The 17,642-nt window shown below is 68.7% G+C and carries 17 protein-coding genes; 13 read left to right on the top strand and 4 right to left on the bottom strand.

Going from position 1 to position 17,642, the window contains the following annotated elements; all coding sequences use genetic code 11:
- The first annotated feature begins 1 nt into the window (after position 1).
- From GDJ08_RS00235 to GDJ08_RS00190, 10 genes are all read left to right on the top strand, one after another.
- On the top strand, positions 2–934 hold the full coding sequence (locus tag GDJ08_RS00235) for a type II secretion system F family protein (RefSeq protein WP_153164024.1): 933 nt from the start codon (positions 2–4) through the stop codon (positions 932–934).
- A 13-nt stretch (positions 935–947) separates the two neighbouring features.
- Positions 948–1,895, top strand: coding sequence for a type II secretion system F family protein (locus GDJ08_RS00230; protein ID WP_153164023.1), 948 nt, complete (start codon positions 948–950; stop codon positions 1,893–1,895).
- 17 nt (positions 1,896–1,912) lie between these two features.
- Positions 1,913–2,776 (top strand): tetratricopeptide repeat protein, encoded by an 864-nt coding sequence (locus GDJ08_RS00225; protein WP_153164022.1) that lies wholly within the window; start codon positions 1,913–1,915, stop codon positions 2,774–2,776.
- A gap of 11 nt (positions 2,777–2,787) precedes the next feature.
- Complete coding sequence (locus GDJ08_RS00220) at positions 2,788–3,228, top strand: DUF3613 domain-containing protein (RefSeq protein WP_229296402.1); 441 nt, start codon at positions 2,788–2,790, stop codon at positions 3,226–3,228.
- A gap of 58 nt (positions 3,229–3,286) precedes the next feature.
- A complete protein-coding gene (locus GDJ08_RS00215) occupies positions 3,287–5,416 on the top strand; it encodes a TadG family pilus assembly protein (RefSeq protein WP_136005001.1) in 2,130 nt (709 codons plus the stop codon).
- Positions 5,417–5,523: 107 nt separating this feature from the next.
- Positions 5,524–6,243, top strand: coding sequence for a DUF2968 domain-containing protein (locus GDJ08_RS00210; RefSeq protein ID WP_026071028.1), 720 nt, complete (start codon positions 5,524–5,526; stop codon positions 6,241–6,243).
- Between the two features lie 109 nt (positions 6,244–6,352).
- Positions 6,353–7,666 (top strand): serine hydrolase domain-containing protein, encoded by a 1,314-nt coding sequence (locus GDJ08_RS00205; RefSeq protein ID WP_229296400.1) that lies wholly within the window; start codon positions 6,353–6,355, stop codon positions 7,664–7,666.
- A 266-nt stretch (positions 7,667–7,932) separates the two neighbouring features.
- Positions 7,933–8,808 (top strand): pirin family protein, encoded by an 876-nt coding sequence (locus GDJ08_RS00200; RefSeq protein ID WP_153164020.1) that lies wholly within the window; start codon positions 7,933–7,935, stop codon positions 8,806–8,808.
- Between the two features lie 90 nt (positions 8,809–8,898).
- A complete protein-coding gene (locus GDJ08_RS00195) occupies positions 8,899–9,540 on the top strand; it encodes a hydrolase (RefSeq protein ID WP_153164019.1) in 642 nt (213 codons plus the stop codon).
- Between the two features lie 99 nt (positions 9,541–9,639).
- Positions 9,640–10,578, top strand: coding sequence for a hypothetical protein (locus tag GDJ08_RS00190; RefSeq protein WP_153164018.1), 939 nt, complete (start codon positions 9,640–9,642; stop codon positions 10,576–10,578).
- Positions 10,579–10,610: 32 nt separating this feature from the next.
- Here GDJ08_RS00190 and GDJ08_RS00185 read toward each other — a convergent pair whose 3' ends face one another.
- Both GDJ08_RS00185 and GDJ08_RS00180 read right to left on the bottom strand, forming a co-directional pair.
- Positions 10,611–11,048 carry a DUF4124 domain-containing protein gene (locus GDJ08_RS00185; RefSeq protein WP_136004929.1) on the bottom strand — a complete coding sequence of 146 codons (438 nt, stop codon included), beginning with the start codon at positions 11,046–11,048 and terminating at the stop codon, positions 10,611–10,613.
- 168 nt (positions 11,049–11,216) lie between these two features.
- A complete protein-coding gene (locus GDJ08_RS00180; RefSeq protein WP_153164017.1) occupies positions 11,217–13,946 on the bottom strand; it encodes a TonB-dependent receptor in 2,730 nt (909 codons plus the stop codon).
- A 197-nt stretch (positions 13,947–14,143) separates the two neighbouring features.
- Here GDJ08_RS00180 and GDJ08_RS00175 point away from each other — a divergent pair, with 197 nt between their 5' ends.
- Both GDJ08_RS00175 and GDJ08_RS00170 read left to right on the top strand, forming a co-directional pair.
- A complete protein-coding gene (locus GDJ08_RS00175) occupies positions 14,144–14,464 on the top strand; it encodes a putative quinol monooxygenase (RefSeq protein ID WP_017355998.1) in 321 nt (106 codons plus the stop codon).
- Positions 14,465–14,468: 4 nt separating this feature from the next.
- Positions 14,469–15,185 carry an MgtC/SapB family protein gene (locus tag GDJ08_RS00170; protein WP_017355997.1) on the top strand — a complete coding sequence of 239 codons (717 nt, stop codon included), beginning with the start codon at positions 14,469–14,471 and terminating at the stop codon, positions 15,183–15,185.
- Between the two features lie 63 nt (positions 15,186–15,248).
- Here GDJ08_RS00170 and GDJ08_RS00165 read toward each other — a convergent pair whose 3' ends face one another.
- Both GDJ08_RS00165 and GDJ08_RS00160 read right to left on the bottom strand, forming a co-directional pair.
- A complete protein-coding gene (locus GDJ08_RS00165) occupies positions 15,249–16,016 on the bottom strand; it encodes a SapC family protein (protein WP_017355996.1) in 768 nt (255 codons plus the stop codon).
- Positions 16,017–16,111: 95 nt separating this feature from the next.
- A complete protein-coding gene (locus GDJ08_RS00160; RefSeq protein WP_153164016.1) occupies positions 16,112–17,026 on the bottom strand; it encodes a hypothetical protein in 915 nt (304 codons plus the stop codon).
- Positions 17,027–17,252: 226 nt separating this feature from the next.
- Between GDJ08_RS00160 and GDJ08_RS00155 the strand changes: the two genes are divergently transcribed.
- Positions 17,253–17,633, top strand: a complete 381-nt coding sequence (locus tag GDJ08_RS00155) for a VOC family protein (RefSeq protein WP_153164015.1) — start codon at positions 17,253–17,255, stop codon at positions 17,631–17,633.
- Positions 17,634–17,642 lie beyond the last annotated feature (9 nt).

Here is a 17,642-nt window from a genome sequence, read left to right as displayed (position 1 = left end):
GATGGTCTTCACCCTGCTCCTGGCCAGTGTGGCACTGGTGCTGGTCGCCGCAGCCCTGGCGCTGTGGAGCGGCGCCAGCGCTCGCGAGCAGCGCCAGGTGTCGCTGCAGCATGCCGAACAGCGGCTGGCACGTGGCGGGCCAGGCAGCGCCCTGCCGGAACCGGGCACCGCGCCCACCGGCGGTGCACGGGCCCGCGGCGAGCGTCCGTGGGATGCGCTGTTACGGCGGGCCGCCCTGCCCACCGGTTGGCGGGTACCGCTGCTGGTGGTGGGAATGAGCCTGCTGGCGACATGGATCGCCACTGCGCGTCTGGGCACGTGGTGGATGGTGCCGATCATGCTGGTGCTGTGCACCCTGGTGGTGTGGTTCTGGCTGAGCCGGCGCATCGCCAACCTGCAGCGCCGCCTGCTGCGCCAGTTGCCGGACTTCCTGGACAATCTGGTCCGCCTGGCCGGGCTGGGCAACAGCCTGCAGATGGCCTTCCAGACGGCCACGGCGCAGGTACCCATGCCGCTGCGCGGTCTGCTCGATACCACGTTGTCGCATACCCGCAGCGGGCTCGACCTGGACCGCGCGCTTGCCCAGGCCTCACAGCCCTACCGGCTCGAGCCGCTCAACGTGCTGGCCGTGGTGCTGGGCGTCAGCGTGCGCATTGGCGGGCGCGCCGACCAGATCCTGCAGCGCATGGCCGATTTCATGCGCGATCTGGACCAGGCACAGCAGGAACTGATGGCCACCACCTCCGAAACCCGCATGTCGGCGTGGGTGCTGGGCCTGCTGCCGCCGATCTGCGCGGTGCTGATGGCCATCGCCAGCCCCGACTTCTTCCAGCCCGTCATCCACGAGCCGCTCGGCCACAAGCTGCTGCTCGGTGCACTGGGACTGGAGGCCGCGGGTGGGTTCCTGCTGTACCGGCTGGCCAAATCGATATGACACGGGGGCATCCATGACCAGCACCGGCTACTGGATTGCGGCCCTGTTGCTGCTGGCGGCGGGGCTGGCCCTGCTCGGCATCCGCTGGTTCATCCTCGGCGGGCACCAGCAGCTTACCGAAGCGGCCCTGCAATCGGCCCTGCGTCCGCGCGACAGCGCCGCCGCCACCGGCGCGCCGGCCGCAGCGCCGAGTGCACGCCAGCATGGCCTCGCATGGCTGACCGCGTTCGGCCAGCGCTTCAGTGGCAGCCGCATCGAGAAGGCACTGCTGGCGCCGGAGGATCGCCTGCTGCTGGACCAGGCCGGCTGGCACACCAGCGCCGGCACTGCGATCTTCCTCGGCCTGCGGCTGGTCCTGGCCGTGGTGTCGCTGGTCGTGGCACTCACCTTCAGCGACAGCACCGGTTTCAACCGCGTGATGCTGATGCTGGCCGCACTGGCCTTCGGCATCCTGCTGCCCAAGTTCGCGCTGCGCGCCTGGGCGACGCGCCTGCGCAGGCGCGTATCGGCCGAACTGCCGCTGCTGATCGACCTGCTGCGCCTGCTGCAGGGCGTGGGCTTCAGCATGGACCAGAGCCTGCAGACCCTCGGCGACAAACTGCGCAACGCGATCCCGGTGCTGGGCCGCGAGATCCACCAGGCCAACATCGCCTACATGCACGGCCGCACCCGCCAGCAGTCGCTGCGCCGGTTGAGCGAGTCGTTCGACGACGAAGACCTGCGCAGCCTGGTCCAGTTGATCATGCAGGTGCATGAACACGGCGGCGCGGTGCAGGAACCGCTGCGGCAGTTCAGCGTGCGTCTGCGCGAACAGCGGCGCAGTTCACTGAAGGAAAAAGTCGGCAAGCTCTCGGTGAAGATGACCGTGGTGATGATGCTGACGTTGTTGCCGGCCTTGATGCTGGTGCTGGCCGGTCCGGCCATCATCGCCCTGGCCACCGCCTTGACCAGGATCGGGTAAAGACCATGCCAAGCCCCATGTTGCCCCGCCTCGGCACTGTCGTACTGCTGGCCACACTGTGCGCGGCCTGCGCCTCCACGCGGCCGGCGTCGTACCGCCAGGACCCGATCGCCCAGGCCTCGCCGGAGGTGCCGCCGCAGGAGGATCGCGTGCTGTACCTGGACCTGATCGCCAAAATGCAGAAGCAGGGCGCGTTCTACGCCTCGCTGGCGCATGTGGATGCCTACCGGCAACGCTACGGCGACAACCCGGCGCTGCGGCGGCTGCATGCTGACGCCCTCCGCGAAACCGGGCAGCGCGATGCCGCGCTCGCCGCCTACACCGGATTGACCACGGGCCCGCAGGCCGCAGCCGCCTGGCACGGCATCGGCCTGATTGCCGCGCGCAGCGACGACGACGCCCGTGCCGAGACCGCGCTGGCCCGTGCGGTGCAGCTGCAACCGCTCAATACCGATTACCTCGGCGACCTCGGATTTGCACGGCTGCGTGCCGGGCACTGGGACCAGGCGCAGGCGCCGTTGGCGATGGCCGCCGAGCTGGCGCCCGGCAACGTCAAGGCCAATGCAAACCTGGCGGTCTGGGCACTGCTGAGCGGCCAGCACGGGACCGCCGAGCGGATCATCCGCGACGCCCGCCTGCCCGATGGCGCACGCGAGGAAATCCAGCGCCTGGCCCAGCAGCTGCGCCAGCGCGCGGCATCACGCACTGCGGCCGCGGCTGCGCCGGCCCGTGTCGCGCCCGCGATCGCGCCAGCGCGCGAGCGCAGCACCCGCCTGGCCGGCGACGCCAACCGCCCGTCTGCCAGCGGTGATGCCCGCCTGGCGCCTTCCATGCTGGAACGCTTCAGCGCCACCGATACCACCACGGGGACCACACCATGAACGAGCACGTCATGACCCGGATCGCATTCGCACCCGCGCTGCGCGCGTTGACCGGCCTTGGGGTGGCGGCAGCGCTGCTGCTGGCAGTGGACGCCCGTGCCCAGCAGGCCCCGTTGACCGGCAGGATGCTCGCCGAGCCGCCCCTGCCGACGCCGACGCCGCCCGTGCGCGCACCCGCGCCTGGGGTGCCGGCTCCGGACAACGACGCGGGTTGGCAACCGCCGCGTGCGCCGGCATCTGCAGCGCCGGCACCAACCCGGATCGGCGACACCACACGCGCGCTGCTGCAGCTCCAAGCCGCCGGCACGAGCGCCGGCACGCGGCTGCCGATCCTCGGCGACCAGGCGGCCGCCAGCTACGCGCGCTACCTCAAAAGCTTCGAGCACGAGATTCCCGAGTACATGAAGACCAACGTGCGCAAGGATGTTTCCGGGTCCAACGACGGAGGCTGATGCCATGAACGTACCTGGCCCTGCCGGGGCGCCCCGCCCGGCCCCCCGTGTGCTGCGCATGCAGCAGCGCGGCGGCATGTCGGTGACGATGATGCTGGTGATGCTGGGCCTGGTGATGATGCTGGGCCTGGTGGAGATCGGCTTCCTGTACTGGGCCAAGCGAGATGCACAGAAGGTGGCCGACCTGGCCGCGCTCGCCGGGGCGCAGCGGCTGGAACTGTGCGCCGCCAACCAGGCCGACAACAGCGCGGCGCGCGGCAACGCGATCACCGCCAATCGCTTCCCCGGCACGGTGCAGGTGCAGTGCGGCAACTGGAATCCGGCCAACCCCGCCGCCGATCACTTCACCACCACGCTCGGCCCGCAGGCGCCGTTGAATGCAGTGCGCGTACAGGCGCAGCGTTCGGTACTGCCGTTCTTCGGCCAGAACACCACCCTGCCCACGCTGCAGGTCCAGGCCGTTGCCATGCGCGCCCAGCCCACCGCCGTGTTCAGCGTCGGCTCGCAGCTGCTGCGGGTCAACGGCAACACCCCGCTCGGCAATGTGCTGCGGCTGGTGGGCGTGGACCTGGACCGCACCACCCTGCTCGGCTACGACGGCCTGGCCCAGGCGCACATCACCCCCGGCGGCCTGCTGCAGGCGCTCGGCATCGAGGTCGCCGCCGACATCGGCATCGCCGAGTTCAACCGGCTGCTGGCCGCCAACCGCATCTCGCTGGGCCAGCTGCTGGATGCCACCGCGACGGTACTGGCACAGAGCGGCGTGGCCAACGTCGACCTGCGCGCACTCAAAGATGCGCTGGCCACGCAGATCAACATCGACCAGGCCAACCTGCAGCTCGGCTCCAACGATGCCGGCAGCGGCCTGTTCGCACGCATCGTGGCCCCCGAAGGCCCGGCCTCCAGTGCACTGCGTGCCGACGTCAATGTGATGGACCTGCTCACCACCGGCATCAGCATCGCCAACGGCGGGCGCGGGGTCGACGTGGACAACCTCAGCGTGCTCGGCCTGGTCAACGCCAAGGCGGCCATCATCGAACCGCCGTCCATCGCCATCGGCGGCGTGGGCACGCGCGCCTACAACGCGCAGGTGCGTTTGAACGTCGATGTGGACAGCAATAATCTGGTGGGACTCGGCCCGATCCTGTCCACCCTCGGCGTTCGCCTGCATCTGCCGATCTACGCCGATGTCACCAACGCAATGGGCACGTTGACCGCACTGCAGTGCGGTGCCCAGCCCCCTACGGCCACCATCAACGTCGAGTCCTCCGTGCTGCGCGCCTGCGTGGGCAGGGTTGACCCGGCCAACCGGTTCTCCACCCGCAACGTGTGCGAAACCACGCTGGAGAACGAACAGATGCTGACCCTGCTTGGCGCCACCCTGGTCAACGACAAGATCCGCCTCAACGGACTCACCCATGCCGAAAGCGTCACCCTCGCCGCCGGCGAAACCGCCTCGACCCGCATCAACGCCGCCCTGCTCGGCGATACAGTCGCCGCACTGGTCAACGAACTGCTGCGCGTGCTGGGCAACGTGCTCAATCCCGCACCGAAAGGTCTCGGCACGGCTGAAACCGCCAACCGTCTGGCCGAGCAGTACCTCAAGGCCGCCAATCCGGATCCGGGAAAAAAGTACGACGTGCACGCCACCATCGACCTGCTGAAGAACGGTGCGCCTGCACGCGGTATCGAGCCGATCGGCACCTGGAACATCCCCAAGGGCGTGCCGTATCCCTGCGGCCTGATCACATGTTTCCGCGACGGCACAGTCTGGGAAGGCTATGAGGCCGCGGTCACCGGCAACGGACAGGGCCTGCTCGGTGGCGTGCTCGGCACGCTGCTCGGGGGCCTGGTGATCAACCGCTGCAACAGCCTGCTCACCGGTCTGCTGGCCTACAACGCCTGTGTCAAAGGCAACCTCGCGTCCTACCTGCAGACCGCCGAGGAAGGCGTGCTCGACAGTTTCCAGGGCAGCGGCAGCGTGGTCGACCCGTCCACCGACACGGTGGCGTGCAGCGGGCTGCTGTGCCTGGGCCTGAAACCGGTGCTGGACCTGCTCAAGCCGATCCTCAACGGCGTCGGTACCCTGCTCACCCAGACCCTGGCGCAGGTGCTCGGGCTGGAACTGGGACGGACCGACGTGCACCTGCAGTCGATCAACTGCAGCCCCGCGCAGCTGGTCTACTGAGCCGCTCCCGCCCGCGCGCAGGGGGCGTGCGGACCCCGCCCCGCTGCATGCTAGACTGCCGCGGGGACTTCACATCACCGTTGAATCCATTCGTGGATGGCCTGAATATGCGAGAGAGAAAAGGGGTTGATTCCGCCACCAGGCGTACGCTCGCCGGTGGGATGCTGTTGCTGCTGATCACGGCTGCACCGCAGGTGCTGGCCGCGCGGGCGCCGCGCGCCGAAGCGCCTGTCGAACCCGCGCAGCGCCCGGTACCCACGGTGCGCAACAGCGTGGACGAACTGCGGCAACTGGTGGACTCGCGCCAGCTGACCGAGCTGCGCACCACTTACAACGGCAGCTACGGCGCGAGCCTGCTGTTCAACACCAGCACGCTGAACTATTACGTGGCGCTGTTCCACGAAAAAGAGTTCTGGCGGGTGATCAAGACCGATTCGGTGGACAACGCAGAGAAGGTCTACCGCACGTTCGTGCAGCAGACCGAAGAGCTGGCCCAGGTGTATATCGACACCACGCGTCTGCAGGCCGGCAAGCGCTACACCGAGAATCTGGTGGCTTACAACGCCCAGCGCCTGCAGAGCCTGCAGCAGGAAGCCGAGCTGCAACGCCAGCAGTCGCTGCAGGTCAGCGCATCGCTGCAGGAAGCCAAGCAGCAGGCGGTCAGCCTGAGCACCGATCTGCGCAGCACGCACAGCGAGCTGGACGCGCTGAACCAGCGCATCCAGCTGCTGCAGGCCCAGCAGGGCAATCCCGAGCTGTCGCTGCCCACGCCGGAGGCAGCACCGGTTCCGGCACCTGCCCCGTCAGGCCAGTCGGGCACCCCGTAACACCTGCGGGCCGCGCGCTCCCTGCCTGCCAGGGAGCGTTGCTCGAACAGTGCGCACCGTGCGCTATGCTGATCTCCGATCACTGTTCGATCGTACGCAAGGAATGCCGATGCCTTTCCCGCCGCTGCGACCCGTAGTGGGCCTGGTGCTGTCCCTGCTCGTCACCGTCACCGCCGTGGCTGCGCCGCCACTGACGGCCGCGCAGTCCGATCCGGTCGCGCTCGGCTGGATGCAGGGTGCACCACCACCGGAAGACAAACGCATCCGCTACACGGACGAGGACTACTTCGCCTTCCCCAAGCTGCGCTGGACGGTCTGCCATTTCCGCCAGTTGATGCCCACCGTGGGCGTCAGCCGCGGCGAAGGCGCCGCACGCCCGATGACGCGCCGCCTCGACAGCGCGCTGGACGCCGTGACATTCACCCCGCTGGGGGCCACCGCGCCGATGCGCTGGGCAGACGCGCTGGATGCCACCTACACCGACGGCATCGTGGTGCTGCACGACGGCGTCGTCGTCTATGAGCGCTACAGCGGCTGCCTGGATGCCGAGGGGCAGCACGGCGCCATGTCCGTCACCAAATCGATGACCGGCCTGCTCGGTGAGATCCTGGTCGCCGACGGAACCCTGGACGAGAACGCCCGCGTGGATGCCATCGTGCCCGAGCTGCACGGCAGTGGCTTCGGCGATGCCACGGTCAAGCAGATCCTGGAGATGACCACTGGCCTGCGCTACAGCGAGGACTATGCCGATCCCGACGCCGACGTGTGGCAGTACGCGGCGGCCGGCAGCACCCTGCCGCACCCGCCGGGCTACCGCGGCCCCACCAGCTACTACGATTATCTGCGAACCGTACGCCCGCAAGGCGCGCATGGCGAGACCTTCGGCTATCGCACGGTCAATACCGACGTGCTGGGCTGGATCATCGCCCGTCGTTCGGGCCAGTCGGTGGCCCAACTGCTCGAGTCCCGCGTGTGGCGTCCGTTGGGTGCCAGCCAGGACGCCTATTTCACCGTGGACTCCAGCGGCACGCCGTACGCCGGGGGCGGTTTCAACGCCGGTCTGCTCGACCTCGCCCGGGTCGGGCAACTGCTGCTTGACGACGGACGCATCGACGGGCGCCAGGTGATTCCGGCGGCGGCCATTGCGCGCATCCGCGCCGGTGGCGACAAAGCGGCCTTCGCCCGCGCCGGGTATGCCCAGCTGCCCGGCTGGAGCTACCGCGGCATGTGGTGGATCACCCACAACCCGCACGGCGCTTACATGGCACGCGGCGTGCACGGCCAGGCGCTGTACGTGGACCCCACCGCGCGCGTGGTGATCGCCCGGTTCGCCTCGCATCCCACCGCCAGCAACAGCGCCAACGATCCCATCACCCTGCCCGCGTTCGACGCCATCGCACGCGCTCTGATGGTCACGCCCTGACAGGACACTCGGTCGCCCCTCCCCACCTCGCATCACGTGCGACGGATGCGGAGTGTCGGCGTCTGCCCGATGTGGGTGCCGGCCGCACTGCGCGACGGAACCGCAGCCTGCATTTCCGACGCGCCGGTGGCCTGGCGGCCGGGTGAATGCCATCGTTCACGCCATAGGACGGTCAGGCCATAATCTGACTACTACCGCCCCTATCGTTCCACCAATATTGTGATCTCCAACAGAAATCGCCCGGCACGCCCGGGATGGAGATCCCCATGAAGAAGGTTCTTGGCGTCTACAGCGCCCCCCGCCCGCACTGGGTCGGCGATGGCTTCCCGGCCCGCTCGCTGTTTTCCTACACCACGCACGGCCAGCACCTGAGCCCCTTCCTGTTGCTGGATTACGCCGGCCCGTACCGGTTCGAGCCCACCGACCAGCGCCGCGGCGTAGGGCAGCATCCGCACCGCGGTTTCGAAACGGTCACCATCGTCTACGAGGGCGAGTTGGAGCACCACGATTCCACCGGGGCCGGTGGCCATATCGGCGCCGGCGATGTGCAGTGGATGACCGCAGGCGCAGGCATCCTGCACGAGGAGTACCACGCCTCGTCGTTCGCACGCAGCGGCGGCACGCTGGACATGGTGCAGCTGTGGGTGAATCTGCCGGCGGCCGACAAGATGGCGACGCCGGGCTACCAGACTCTGCTCGACCGCGACATTCCACGGATTGCCCTGCCCGACGGGGCCGGCACCGTGCGGGTGATCGCCGGCAGCTTCGAGGGCCACGCCGGCCCCGCCCGGACCTTCACGCCGATGGATGTCTGGGACCTGCGCCTCAAGCAGGGTCATCAGACGTTGCTGGAGGTCGCTGCCGGTCGCACCCTGGCGCTGGTGGTCCTCAAGGGCAGCGTGACCGTCAACGACCAGCAGGTCGCACATGAGGCCCAGCTGGTCATCCTCGATCGCGACGGTCGAGGTGTCTCGATCGTGGCCGATACGGACGCCACCGTGCTGCTGCTCAGTGGCGAACCGATCAACGAGCCGATCGTCGGGCACGGGCCGTTCGTGATGAACACCGACGCCGAGATCGCCCAGGCGATGCGCGACTTCAACAGCGGGCGCTTCGGCCGCATGGCCGCCACCCCGCACTGACCCCTGCGGCCGTGCGCTCTACACGGCCGCGCCCCTCAGCGCAGGCCTGCCGCCCGCGTTGCCAACGCGTCATCCCCCAGGAGCCCCATCATGGCCAGTGAACCGATCCGCGATCCCGCCAGCGACACGCTGCTCACGCCGCAGAATGCCGCCTTCGTCATCATCGACTACCAACCGGTCCAGGTGAACTCCATCGCCTCGATGGACCGCCAGTTGCTGGTCAACAACATTGTCGGCACCGCAACGGCCGCCGTGGCCTACGGACTGCCGATCGTGCACTCCACGGTCAATGTCCAGACCGGGCTGAACAAGCCGCCGATCCCGCAACTGCGCAAGGTACTCGAGGGTTACCCCACCTACGACCGTACCACCATCAATTCGTGGGAAGACGTGGCGTTCCGCCAGGCGGTCCAAGCCACCGGCCGGCGCAAGCTGATCATGACCGCACTGTGGACCGAAGCCTGCCTGACCTTCCCTGCGCTGGATGCGCTGCGCGAAGGCTACGAGGTCTACGTGGTCGTCGATGCCGTCGGCGGCACCTCGCTGGCCGCGCATGATGCCGCGTTGCGCCGCATCGAGCAGGCCGGTGGTGTGCTGATCAGTGTGACGCAGCTGTTCTGCGAGCTTCAGCGCGACTGGAACCGCAGCGACACGGTACCGGCCTTCATCGATCTGTTCATCCGGACCGGCGGCACGGCCGGCATCCAGTTCGCTTACGACCGCACCCCGTAAGCCGGTTCCCCAACAGGTGAATGTGCAGGCGCGGACTTGGCAGGACTCCGCGCCTGCGGCACGATTGAGCATCGACGAACACAGGGAACAGATTCGACGATGCCCGGGGTGCCCGTACTGCGCCTGCCCCTGCAGGCGACTCTGCTGTCGCTTGCGTTCCTGCTGGCGGGTTCACTGTGGCAGTGGTACCCGCCGTGGATGCCGCTGTCGGCCGATACGGCCCCCCTGCCGGCACCGCTCTGGACAGGCCGCACCCTGGCGTTTGTCGAGCGCGCTGCCGAACCGCTGCTGCTGACCTGGCTGATCGGCGTGGTGCTGACCCACGCCCTCGGCCTCCACGACCTGCATCACCGCTGGCGTGCCGGCCTGGTGTTCGTCGGCCTGCTGATTGCAGGGCATGCCGCCGGCCTGGCCCTCTCCGGGCTGCTGCAGCCGCTGGGTCCGCTCGCCCCGGTGCTGGTACACGGGGCCGAACTGCTTGGCTGGGCCGGCCTGCTGACCATTGCCATGTTTGCCGCGGTACAGGCCGGCCACCCGGCCCGCACCACCCGGCCAGCGGATGTCCGCACCGGCGTGGTGGCCGTGTTCGGGCCCTCCTGCCTGCTGGCGATGTGGAGCGGCTGGACATTCCTGCTGGCAAGCCTGATGGATCTTCCGCTGATTTCGTATGTGCCCGCGCAGGTGCCGCTGCCGATCCGTATCGCGATGCCGATGCTGCTGGTGGCTATCGCCGTGGTCGGCACGCGCGGCGTGTGGGACGGGCTGGCCGGCCTGGTGTCCCCGGTGCCGCCCGCGCGCAGCGCGGCCGCGGCCCTGCTGGCGTGCACGGCCGCGCTCGCCCTGCTCACGCCGCTGGCCGGACTCGTCGCTCTGGTCGCCGCCACCGCCGAACGGCCGTGGCTGAATCTGGTGACCGCCGCTGCCGTCATCGCGCTGTCGCTGCTGGTGCAGTACCTGCTCGCACGTTGGCTGGCGCGCCCGCTGCTGCTCGCGCGCAGGACGCCGCGCCCCCAGCCGCGCGCCCGCGCGCGCGCCTGATCGTTCTCGCAGCTGCAACCCCGCACCCCGCCTCACCGGCACGCCTCGAACACCGCATCGTCCAGGCGCCGGGACAGCGCCAGGTCGCGCGTCAGCCCCGCCGCGCGATACGCCGCTTCGCGCCGCTGCCGGGCCGCAGCGCAGGCCTGCGGATCGCGATGCACGGAGATCAGATGGCCGCGCACCCCCGGCGCTGCCGTGGCGCGACCACGGCGGGCGGCAGGCATCGCTTGCCGGCCACGTCGCGCGGCAGCGTCACGTTTCAGCTCCCGTCGCAGCGCTTCCACATAGGCGGCGTAGTAACGCACCGGGCGGTGCTGTACCGCACTCCAGGTCTGCTCGGTGCGGCCCTCCGGGCACGCCGCCGACTGATACCGCGCCTGCCCGGCGGACACGCATTTGTACACCGTCTGGGCATGCGCGGGCATGCAGGCCAGCCACACAAGTACGCTCCAGATCATCCTGTTCATTCGCCACACGCTCCCCTGTTTCATCGTGCCGGCAGCATCGCCGAGGGGGGCTGGATAAGGTGCCGACGTGCGTCGCAACCGTACAACGCCGCGCTGTTCCCCTACGTCACAGCGCGCACAAAAAGGCCCGGCAGTGCCGGGCCTCCAGGGATGACGCGATGTGCTGCATTACAGGAAGCGGTAGTCGAACTCCAGCCACAACTGGCGGCCGTACGGGTCGTAGTTGCCCACCGGATAGAACGGCCAGCCACCGCCATTGCGGTCCGCCGGCGGGCGGCTGTCGCGCAGGTTGTTGACGATCAAGCCCAGCGTGGCGTTGTCGTTGAGCCGGCGGTACAGACTGGCGTTGTAGGTCATGTACGGCGCGATGCGGCCACTGCCGTCGGTCTTCGGCAACGAGCCGTAGCGCATCCCGTACAGCGTCGCGGTCCAGTCGTTGATCGCCCAGGTCACGCTGCCGTTGATGCGGCTGCGCCACTGGTAGGAATCCAGCGAATTGCGCTGGTCCTGGATGGCATCCCCGTCGAACTGCCGGTAGTCGTGGTCGATCACCAGTGAGTACGCGAGGCGGCTGGAGAAGCGCCCGTAGCGCCCGGCGTCCCAGCGCAGGTTGGCCTTCAGGTCCACGCCGCGCACCGATTCGGCGGCCGCATTGATCGGATTGATCAGCACGCGCACCACCTGGTTGGGCTGCACGGCGGCGTCGGCCGGGTTGCGGATCACCCGGCGCAACGCGTCCTGGCATTGCGCCGAGGCGATGTCGCGGGCGTCGCCGCCGACGGTCTGGCCCAGCCGGCAGTCGGCCTCGTCCTTGAGGATGCGGGTCGAATCCAGGTTGGTGACTTCGTCCTCGATGCGGATGTCGTAATAGTCGACGGTGACATCCAGGTTGGCCGACGGCGACCACACCGCGCCCAGCCCGTAGGAGCGTGCCGTTTCCGGCTGCAGCTGCGGGTTGGCACCACTGGTGTAGTCGATCGCCAGCCCGCTGTAGTCGCAGTCGTCGTAGGCCTGTCCCGCAGTACGGCACCGCCAGTAGTCGGTCATGCCCGGGTTGTAGCCGCGCGTCTCGGTGGCGAACACGTAGTTCATGTCGGGCGCACGGAAGCTGCTGGCCGCACTGGCGCGCAGCAGCAGCGTATCGACCGGGCGGAATTCCAGACCGGCGCTCCATGTGGCCTTGCCGATGTGGTCGCCGGCGGCGCGGTACTGGTCGTACCGGCCGGCCACAGTGGCGGTCAGACGCTCCAGGAGCGGCAGCTGCAGCTCCACGCCGGCCGCGTAACGGTCGCGCTCACCGCCAGCGGGAACACCGGCGCTGGTGTTCCAGAATTCACCGGTCGCCAGGCGCGGATCGGGACGGTTGCGGTAGCCTTGGCTGCCTGCTTCGACCACCGCCGCCAGCGCGGCCCGGCCACCGGGCAGGGCGAACAGTTCGCCGTTGACACTGACGCTGGCGGTCTGCAGCCAGGCCGCATTGCGGCTTTCCTGGGTATCCGACAGCCCGTCGTACTCCGTGGGCGACAGCGGGCGGTACAGGCGCGTCGGGTCCGGTGCGTACACGTCCACGCCGTTGCGCGTGCCAAGCTTCGGCCCGAGCAGATAGTCGTTGATGCCGGCCAGCAGTACCGGGCGGCGCGTGCGGTTCTCGTAGCGCGAGCGGCTGTAGGCCGCTTCATAGTCCCAGTCCGAGCTGCCAAGGCTGCCGCGCGCGCCCACGTTGAATGACCACGACTGTTCCAGGAAGCGGTTGGCATTGCTCTGCACGCCACCGATTTCTTCCGGCGCGAAGCGTCGGTACCAGGTTTCCAATTGGCCGCTGTTCTGGTTGTAGAAGTAATTGCGCGAGGACGTCCAGGTCGGCGCACGGGTATTGTTGTAAATGCGTGCGGTACCGATGGCGGCGTCCGCGAACAGTTCCTGGCGGTCGTTCAGGCGCCAGGTCAGCGCGCTGTAGGCGTCGATGTTGCGTTTCTCGGTCTGCACGGTCCAGAACGTGGCGGCCGCGTCGTTGCTGCCGCAGTAGGCGCCCTGCCGTGGATTCTGCGCGCGGAACACGCTGCCACCGTAGAGGCCGCTGGTCGCATCGCAGCCATCCAGGCCCGGATCGATGTAGTTGCCGCTGCCCGCATTGCGGCGATACGCCACCGCGGTCGGCAGCGGCGCAACGCCGCGCGGATCGTCGGTCAACGAATCCATGAAGTCGCGTTGCGACCCGTAGATCGCCTTGCGGTTGCCAAGTTCCAGACCGAAGATCGCGTCCCACTGGTCGCCCGAGCCACCACCGACCGCCTGCACGCGCTGGTTGTCGCCGCCGCCCTGCTCGGTGGTGCCGGCGCGCACGTTGATGCCCACGCCATCGTAGTGGCGTTTGAGGATGATGTTGACCACGCCGGCGATCGCATCCGAGCCGTACACCGCCGAGGCACCGCCGGCGAGGATTTCGATCCGGTCGATCAGGGCGCTGGGAATGTTGGCCAGGTTGACCACGTTCACCGAGCCCTCGTAGGCCAGCGGGTAGTCCGACTGCCGCCGCCCGTTGACCAGGACCAGCGTGCGGTTCGGGCCAAGTCCGCGCAGGTTGATGGTGTTGGCCGCCGGGGTGAAGGTGTTGCCGAAGTCCTCACCCTGCACGTTGCCGGTGTTCTCGGTCAGCGCGCTCAGGGCCTCGAACGCGCTGCGGTAACCCTGCGCCTCGATCTGCTCCTGGGTGATCACCGTCACCGGCGACGGCCCCTCCACACTGGCACGGGGGATGCGCGATCCGGTGACTTTGACGGCGTCGAGCTGGGTAGGTGCCGTGTCCTGGGCAGCGGCGGCCAGCGGCGCCAGTCCGAGCAGGGGCAACAACGACAGGGCCAGGGGATGCGGACGCAACGAACGGTGGAGCAGAGACATGCAGGTTCCAGGGTGGGGAAACGGAGCGCCGGCGCGCGCGATGCAAGGGATGCGGGCCAGGAGGGGCGCCAGTCTGCTGAATGGGGGCCTGCGGGTGAAATGACCGACCGGGATATGCATATCGGGTTTCCGACTAAGCGCAACGCGCGGTCATCACCAGCGGCTACACTGCGCGCCATTGCCTGCTGGAGCCTGCCATGAGCGCCCCCGATACCCCGCTGGTCTTCTACGTCAAGCTCCAGGTCAAGCCCGAACGGGTGCAGGACTGGCTCGACGCGCTGCACACGCTGGTGGACCGCATGGCGGACGAGCCGGCGTTCGTGTCCTGCGACCTGCACCGCGATGCCCAGGACCCCACCCTGTTCACCCTGTACGAACGCTGGAACGAGGCCTCCGTGGAGGACTTCCTGGCGCACCAGTCGACCGACTACCGCGCCGCCTACGACGCGCTGCTCCCCGAGCTGCTGCAACGCCCTCGCGAGCCGCAGGTGCTGGAACTGCTGCAGAGCTGGCGCTGAGCCCATGCGCTTCATCGAGACCTTCTCGCTCTACCCGTTCCTGGACACGGTGGTCAGCCTGGTGGCGGCGTTCGTGCTGGGCACCCTGATCGGCGCCGAACGCCAGTACCGCCAGCGCACCGCCGGGCTGCGCACCAATGTGCTGGTGGCCGTCGGCGCGGCCGCCTTCGTCGACCTGGGCATGCGCATTGCCGGCTCCACCGAAGCAGTCCGGGTGATCTCCTACGTCGTGTCCGGCGTCGGCTTCCTCGGCGCGGGCGTGATCATGAAGGAAGGCATGAACGTGCGCGGGCTCAACACTGCGGCCACGTTGTGGTGTTCGGCGGCGGTAGGCTGCTGCACCGGCGCCGACATGCTCGCCGAGGGCGTGCTGCTGACCGCACTGGTCATTGCCGGCAATACCCTGCTGCGCCCGCTCGTGAACGCGATCAACCGCATCCCGATCAACGAGGCCGCTTCGGAGGCCACGTATGAGGTGCGGCTGAGCGCCGATCCGATCGCCACGCCGGTTGTCCGCGAGCGCCTGGTGGAGCTGCTGGAAGCGGCGCAGTACCCGGTGGGCGATGTGCAGGTGGTCGAACACGGCGATGCACCCGTGGAGATCGTCGCGATCCTGGTCAGTACTGCCGTGGCGGCCCATGAGCTCGATGCCGTCGTCGCCCGACTGCAGCACGAACCGGGGGTGCTGCATGCCACCTGGGAAGTCAGCACCCGCGACTGACCCCGCCCCCGAAACGCGGACGGCGGCCCGCAGGCCGCCGTCCGGTGTACTGCGCGACGCCGATCAGGCAGCGGCGGGCAGCGGCACTGCGCTCTGGCGCTGCACCAGTGCATTGAAGCGCGCCAGCGAGCTCAGGTGGTGGTGCACCAGCGCCAGCCAGCCGTTGCGGTGCCAGGCCACAACCAGCGCGTCCGGCAGCTTGGAGAACTTCTCCACATCCACCACGCGGAAGCCGTTGATCGACATCTGCGCACCGTTGGACAGGGTCACGTCGATGCTGCGGTCCACCAGCAGGCCCTGCTCGATCAACGCCGCGCTGAACTGACGGGTCAGCTCGTGCTCACGGGTGAAGTCGCCGCAGAAGCGCATTGCCGCGTTGACCAGTTCGGTCGGCTCGCCATTCTCGAACAGCGGCTGGCCCTCGTCGGAATCGCCCTGGTTGACCTGCTCGGCTTCGGCATCCAGACCCAGCACGTAGTTCTGCGGGTCGTCGGTCTGGATGAAAACGAACGGGTAGCGGCGCACGTAGGCCGGCACGTAATGATCGGCGGCCCAGTAGCCATCGGTCACGAACAGGTTGTCCTTGGCCAGGCCAACGGCTGCCAGGGGCACGGCTTCCTTGCCGGTGAACAGGATCGGGTAGAACTGGGCGATCGAGCCGAACTCGCCCACCACCACCGGCAGCGAGTTGGTGCCGGCGGCGAAGCTGGCCGATTCGGTGCGCAGGCGCCAGTTGGCATGCGCTTCAGCGCTCAGAGGCACGGTCTGGCGGTAGAACAGCGGACCGGTCGGCGCGGCCGCAGCGGCCGGGGTATTCGTTTCAGCAGTCATGGAATGAGTCATTGACGACGCGCCAGTCGGCCCGGGCGCGAAAGCGGGCACCGCATTGATCGGCCACTATAGCGTGGCTTTGCGATGATTTCCGCCTACAGTTCGGTGAATTCGCTGCAGTCCGGCAGGGCCGGTTCGGCCACGTAGCGGCCCGAATCGAAGCGCAGGGTCCGCTCGAAACTGCAGTCCGGATCGCGCGCGGTGCGCAGGTCGCGGTCACTCAGCGCGCCCCTGGCCAGCGAATCGCGGCTGCGCGAGGCGAATGCCGGGAAACGGGTGGCGGTGCTGGCATAGCGCAGCAGTGGCATGCCACGGCCCTGCGGCAGCAGCGACAGGGTGGCGCTGAAGCGGTATTCGTCGTGGCAGGCGCCCTTGCGCAGGGCGGCATCCTGCTCGCCGTAGCAGGCACGGATGCTGGCCTGCCCCGCCACCGGAAGCGACAGCACGCTGCTGGTCTCCGCCCCTTCGTCAGTGTGATAGATCGTCTCCAGCAGCAGCGTGCTGCTGGAGGCACCGCCTCCCGAATAGCCGGTCGTCCGCTCCACGATGACGCCCACCACCACGTTCTCGAACGCGGCCTGCGCCGGATCGGTGGGTGCGCTGGGTGCGCCCAGGCCGGGCGCAAGGCGAAGGAGGTAGGGCCAGACCTGGAACCGGCCGTCGCGTTCGGGGCCGGTGTAGCCCACATGGCGGTCGCGCGGCTCGGGCTCGCCCGGCACGAACTCCTGCACCTGCAGAGAGGGTCTGGGATTGTTGCGGCTGGCGATCAGGCGTACGCACCAGGCGCGGTCGGCGGTGCAGTACAGCGGCGATACCGCCTGCGCCATGTCCGGATCACCCCCTTCCAGCGTCGGCGGTGGCGCGGTGCCGGGCTGCTCGATCAACGACTCGAGCCGGTTGCCGGCGGCATCATGGGTATCGGCCGCAAGGGCCACCCACGGCACGGCCAACAGGAAAACGGCGCAGAGGGCGCGCGGCGCCGGCAGCAGGTATGCGGAGGTATCGGTCATGGCGGGGTCCTTGCTCTGGTCAGTCCGTGCACGCGGCGGCGCCGGCAGCAATGATAGACAGTGGGGTGCCAGGATGCCCGCGCGCAGGCAATCGACGTGGATGTGCGGCTGAGCGGCGAATCGAGCGCCAGGCTGCCGACCTCGCGCGACGCGTGGACCGTCCCGCCTGTGGCGCGGCAGCGGTCGCGGTATGCTCAGCCCCCCCCACCTGCCCGGAACCGAGCGCATGCTGCATCACCTGTCCCTTGGCGTGCGCGATCTGCCGCGTGCCGGCCGCTTCTACGACGCTACGCTCGGCGCGCTCGGCTATCGCCGCGTGTTCGACGGCCCGGAATCGATCGGTTACGGCCTGGTCGACGATCAGGACCTGCTGCTGCTCAACCTGACGCCCGACGCGGGGCCGCCCGGCGATGGCTTCCATCTCGCGTTCGCGGCGCCATCGGAGCCGGCGGTGCAGGCCTTCCATGCCGCCGGGATGGCGGCCGGCGGCACCGACAACGGTGGCCCCGGGCTGCGACCGGACTACGGCGACACCTACTATGCGGCCTTCCTGGTCGATCCGGACGGCCACCGCGTCGAGGCGGTGCATCGCGGCCACAGCGACTGACCTCGCCCC

The sequence above is a fragment of the Stenotrophomonas nematodicola genome, from assembly GCF_009467805.1.
In the GTDB taxonomy this organism is placed as follows: Bacteria; Pseudomonadota; Gammaproteobacteria; order Xanthomonadales; family Xanthomonadaceae; genus Stenotrophomonas; species Stenotrophomonas nematodicola.
This window is presented reverse-complemented; position numbering and strand designations above follow the sequence as displayed.

Bases quoted from the DNA above. Each gene is read 5' to 3' on its own strand.
- GDJ08_RS00235 (WP_153164024.1), top strand. From the start codon at position 2: ATGGTCTTCACCCTGCTCCTGGCCAGTGTGGCACTGGTGCTGGTCGCC.
- GDJ08_RS00230 (WP_153164023.1), top strand. From the start codon at position 948: ATGACCAGCACCGGCTACTGGATTGCGGCCCTGTTGCTGCTGGCGGCG.
- GDJ08_RS00225 (WP_153164022.1), top strand. From the start codon at position 1,913: ATGTTGCCCCGCCTCGGCACTGTCGTACTGCTGGCCACACTGTGCGCG.
- GDJ08_RS00220 (WP_229296402.1), top strand. From the start codon at position 2,788: ATGACCCGGATCGCATTCGCACCCGCGCTGCGCGCGTTGACCGGCCTT.
- GDJ08_RS00215 (WP_136005001.1), top strand. From the start codon at position 3,287: ATGCAGCAGCGCGGCGGCATGTCGGTGACGATGATGCTGGTGATGCTG.
- GDJ08_RS00210 (WP_026071028.1), top strand. From the start codon at position 5,524: ATGCGAGAGAGAAAAGGGGTTGATTCCGCCACCAGGCGTACGCTCGCC.
- GDJ08_RS00205 (WP_229296400.1), top strand. From the start codon at position 6,353: ATGCCTTTCCCGCCGCTGCGACCCGTAGTGGGCCTGGTGCTGTCCCTG.
- GDJ08_RS00200 (WP_153164020.1), top strand. From the start codon at position 7,933: ATGAAGAAGGTTCTTGGCGTCTACAGCGCCCCCCGCCCGCACTGGGTC.
- GDJ08_RS00195 (WP_153164019.1), top strand. From the start codon at position 8,899: ATGGCCAGTGAACCGATCCGCGATCCCGCCAGCGACACGCTGCTCACG.
- GDJ08_RS00190 (WP_153164018.1), top strand. From the start codon at position 9,640: ATGCCCGGGGTGCCCGTACTGCGCCTGCCCCTGCAGGCGACTCTGCTG.
- GDJ08_RS00185 (WP_136004929.1), bottom strand. From the start codon at position 11,048: ATGAACAGGATGATCTGGAGCGTACTTGTGTGGCTGGCCTGCATGCCC.
- GDJ08_RS00180 (WP_153164017.1), bottom strand. From the start codon at position 13,946: ATGTCTCTGCTCCACCGTTCGTTGCGTCCGCATCCCCTGGCCCTGTCG.
- GDJ08_RS00175 (WP_017355998.1), top strand. From the start codon at position 14,144: ATGAGCGCCCCCGATACCCCGCTGGTCTTCTACGTCAAGCTCCAGGTC.
- GDJ08_RS00170 (WP_017355997.1), top strand. From the start codon at position 14,469: ATGCGCTTCATCGAGACCTTCTCGCTCTACCCGTTCCTGGACACGGTG.
- GDJ08_RS00165 (WP_017355996.1), bottom strand. From the start codon at position 16,016: ATGACTGCTGAAACGAATACCCCGGCCGCTGCGGCCGCGCCGACCGGT.
- GDJ08_RS00160 (WP_153164016.1), bottom strand. From the start codon at position 17,026: ATGACCGATACCTCCGCATACCTGCTGCCGGCGCCGCGCGCCCTCTGC.
- GDJ08_RS00155 (WP_153164015.1), top strand. From the start codon at position 17,253: ATGCTGCATCACCTGTCCCTTGGCGTGCGCGATCTGCCGCGTGCCGGC.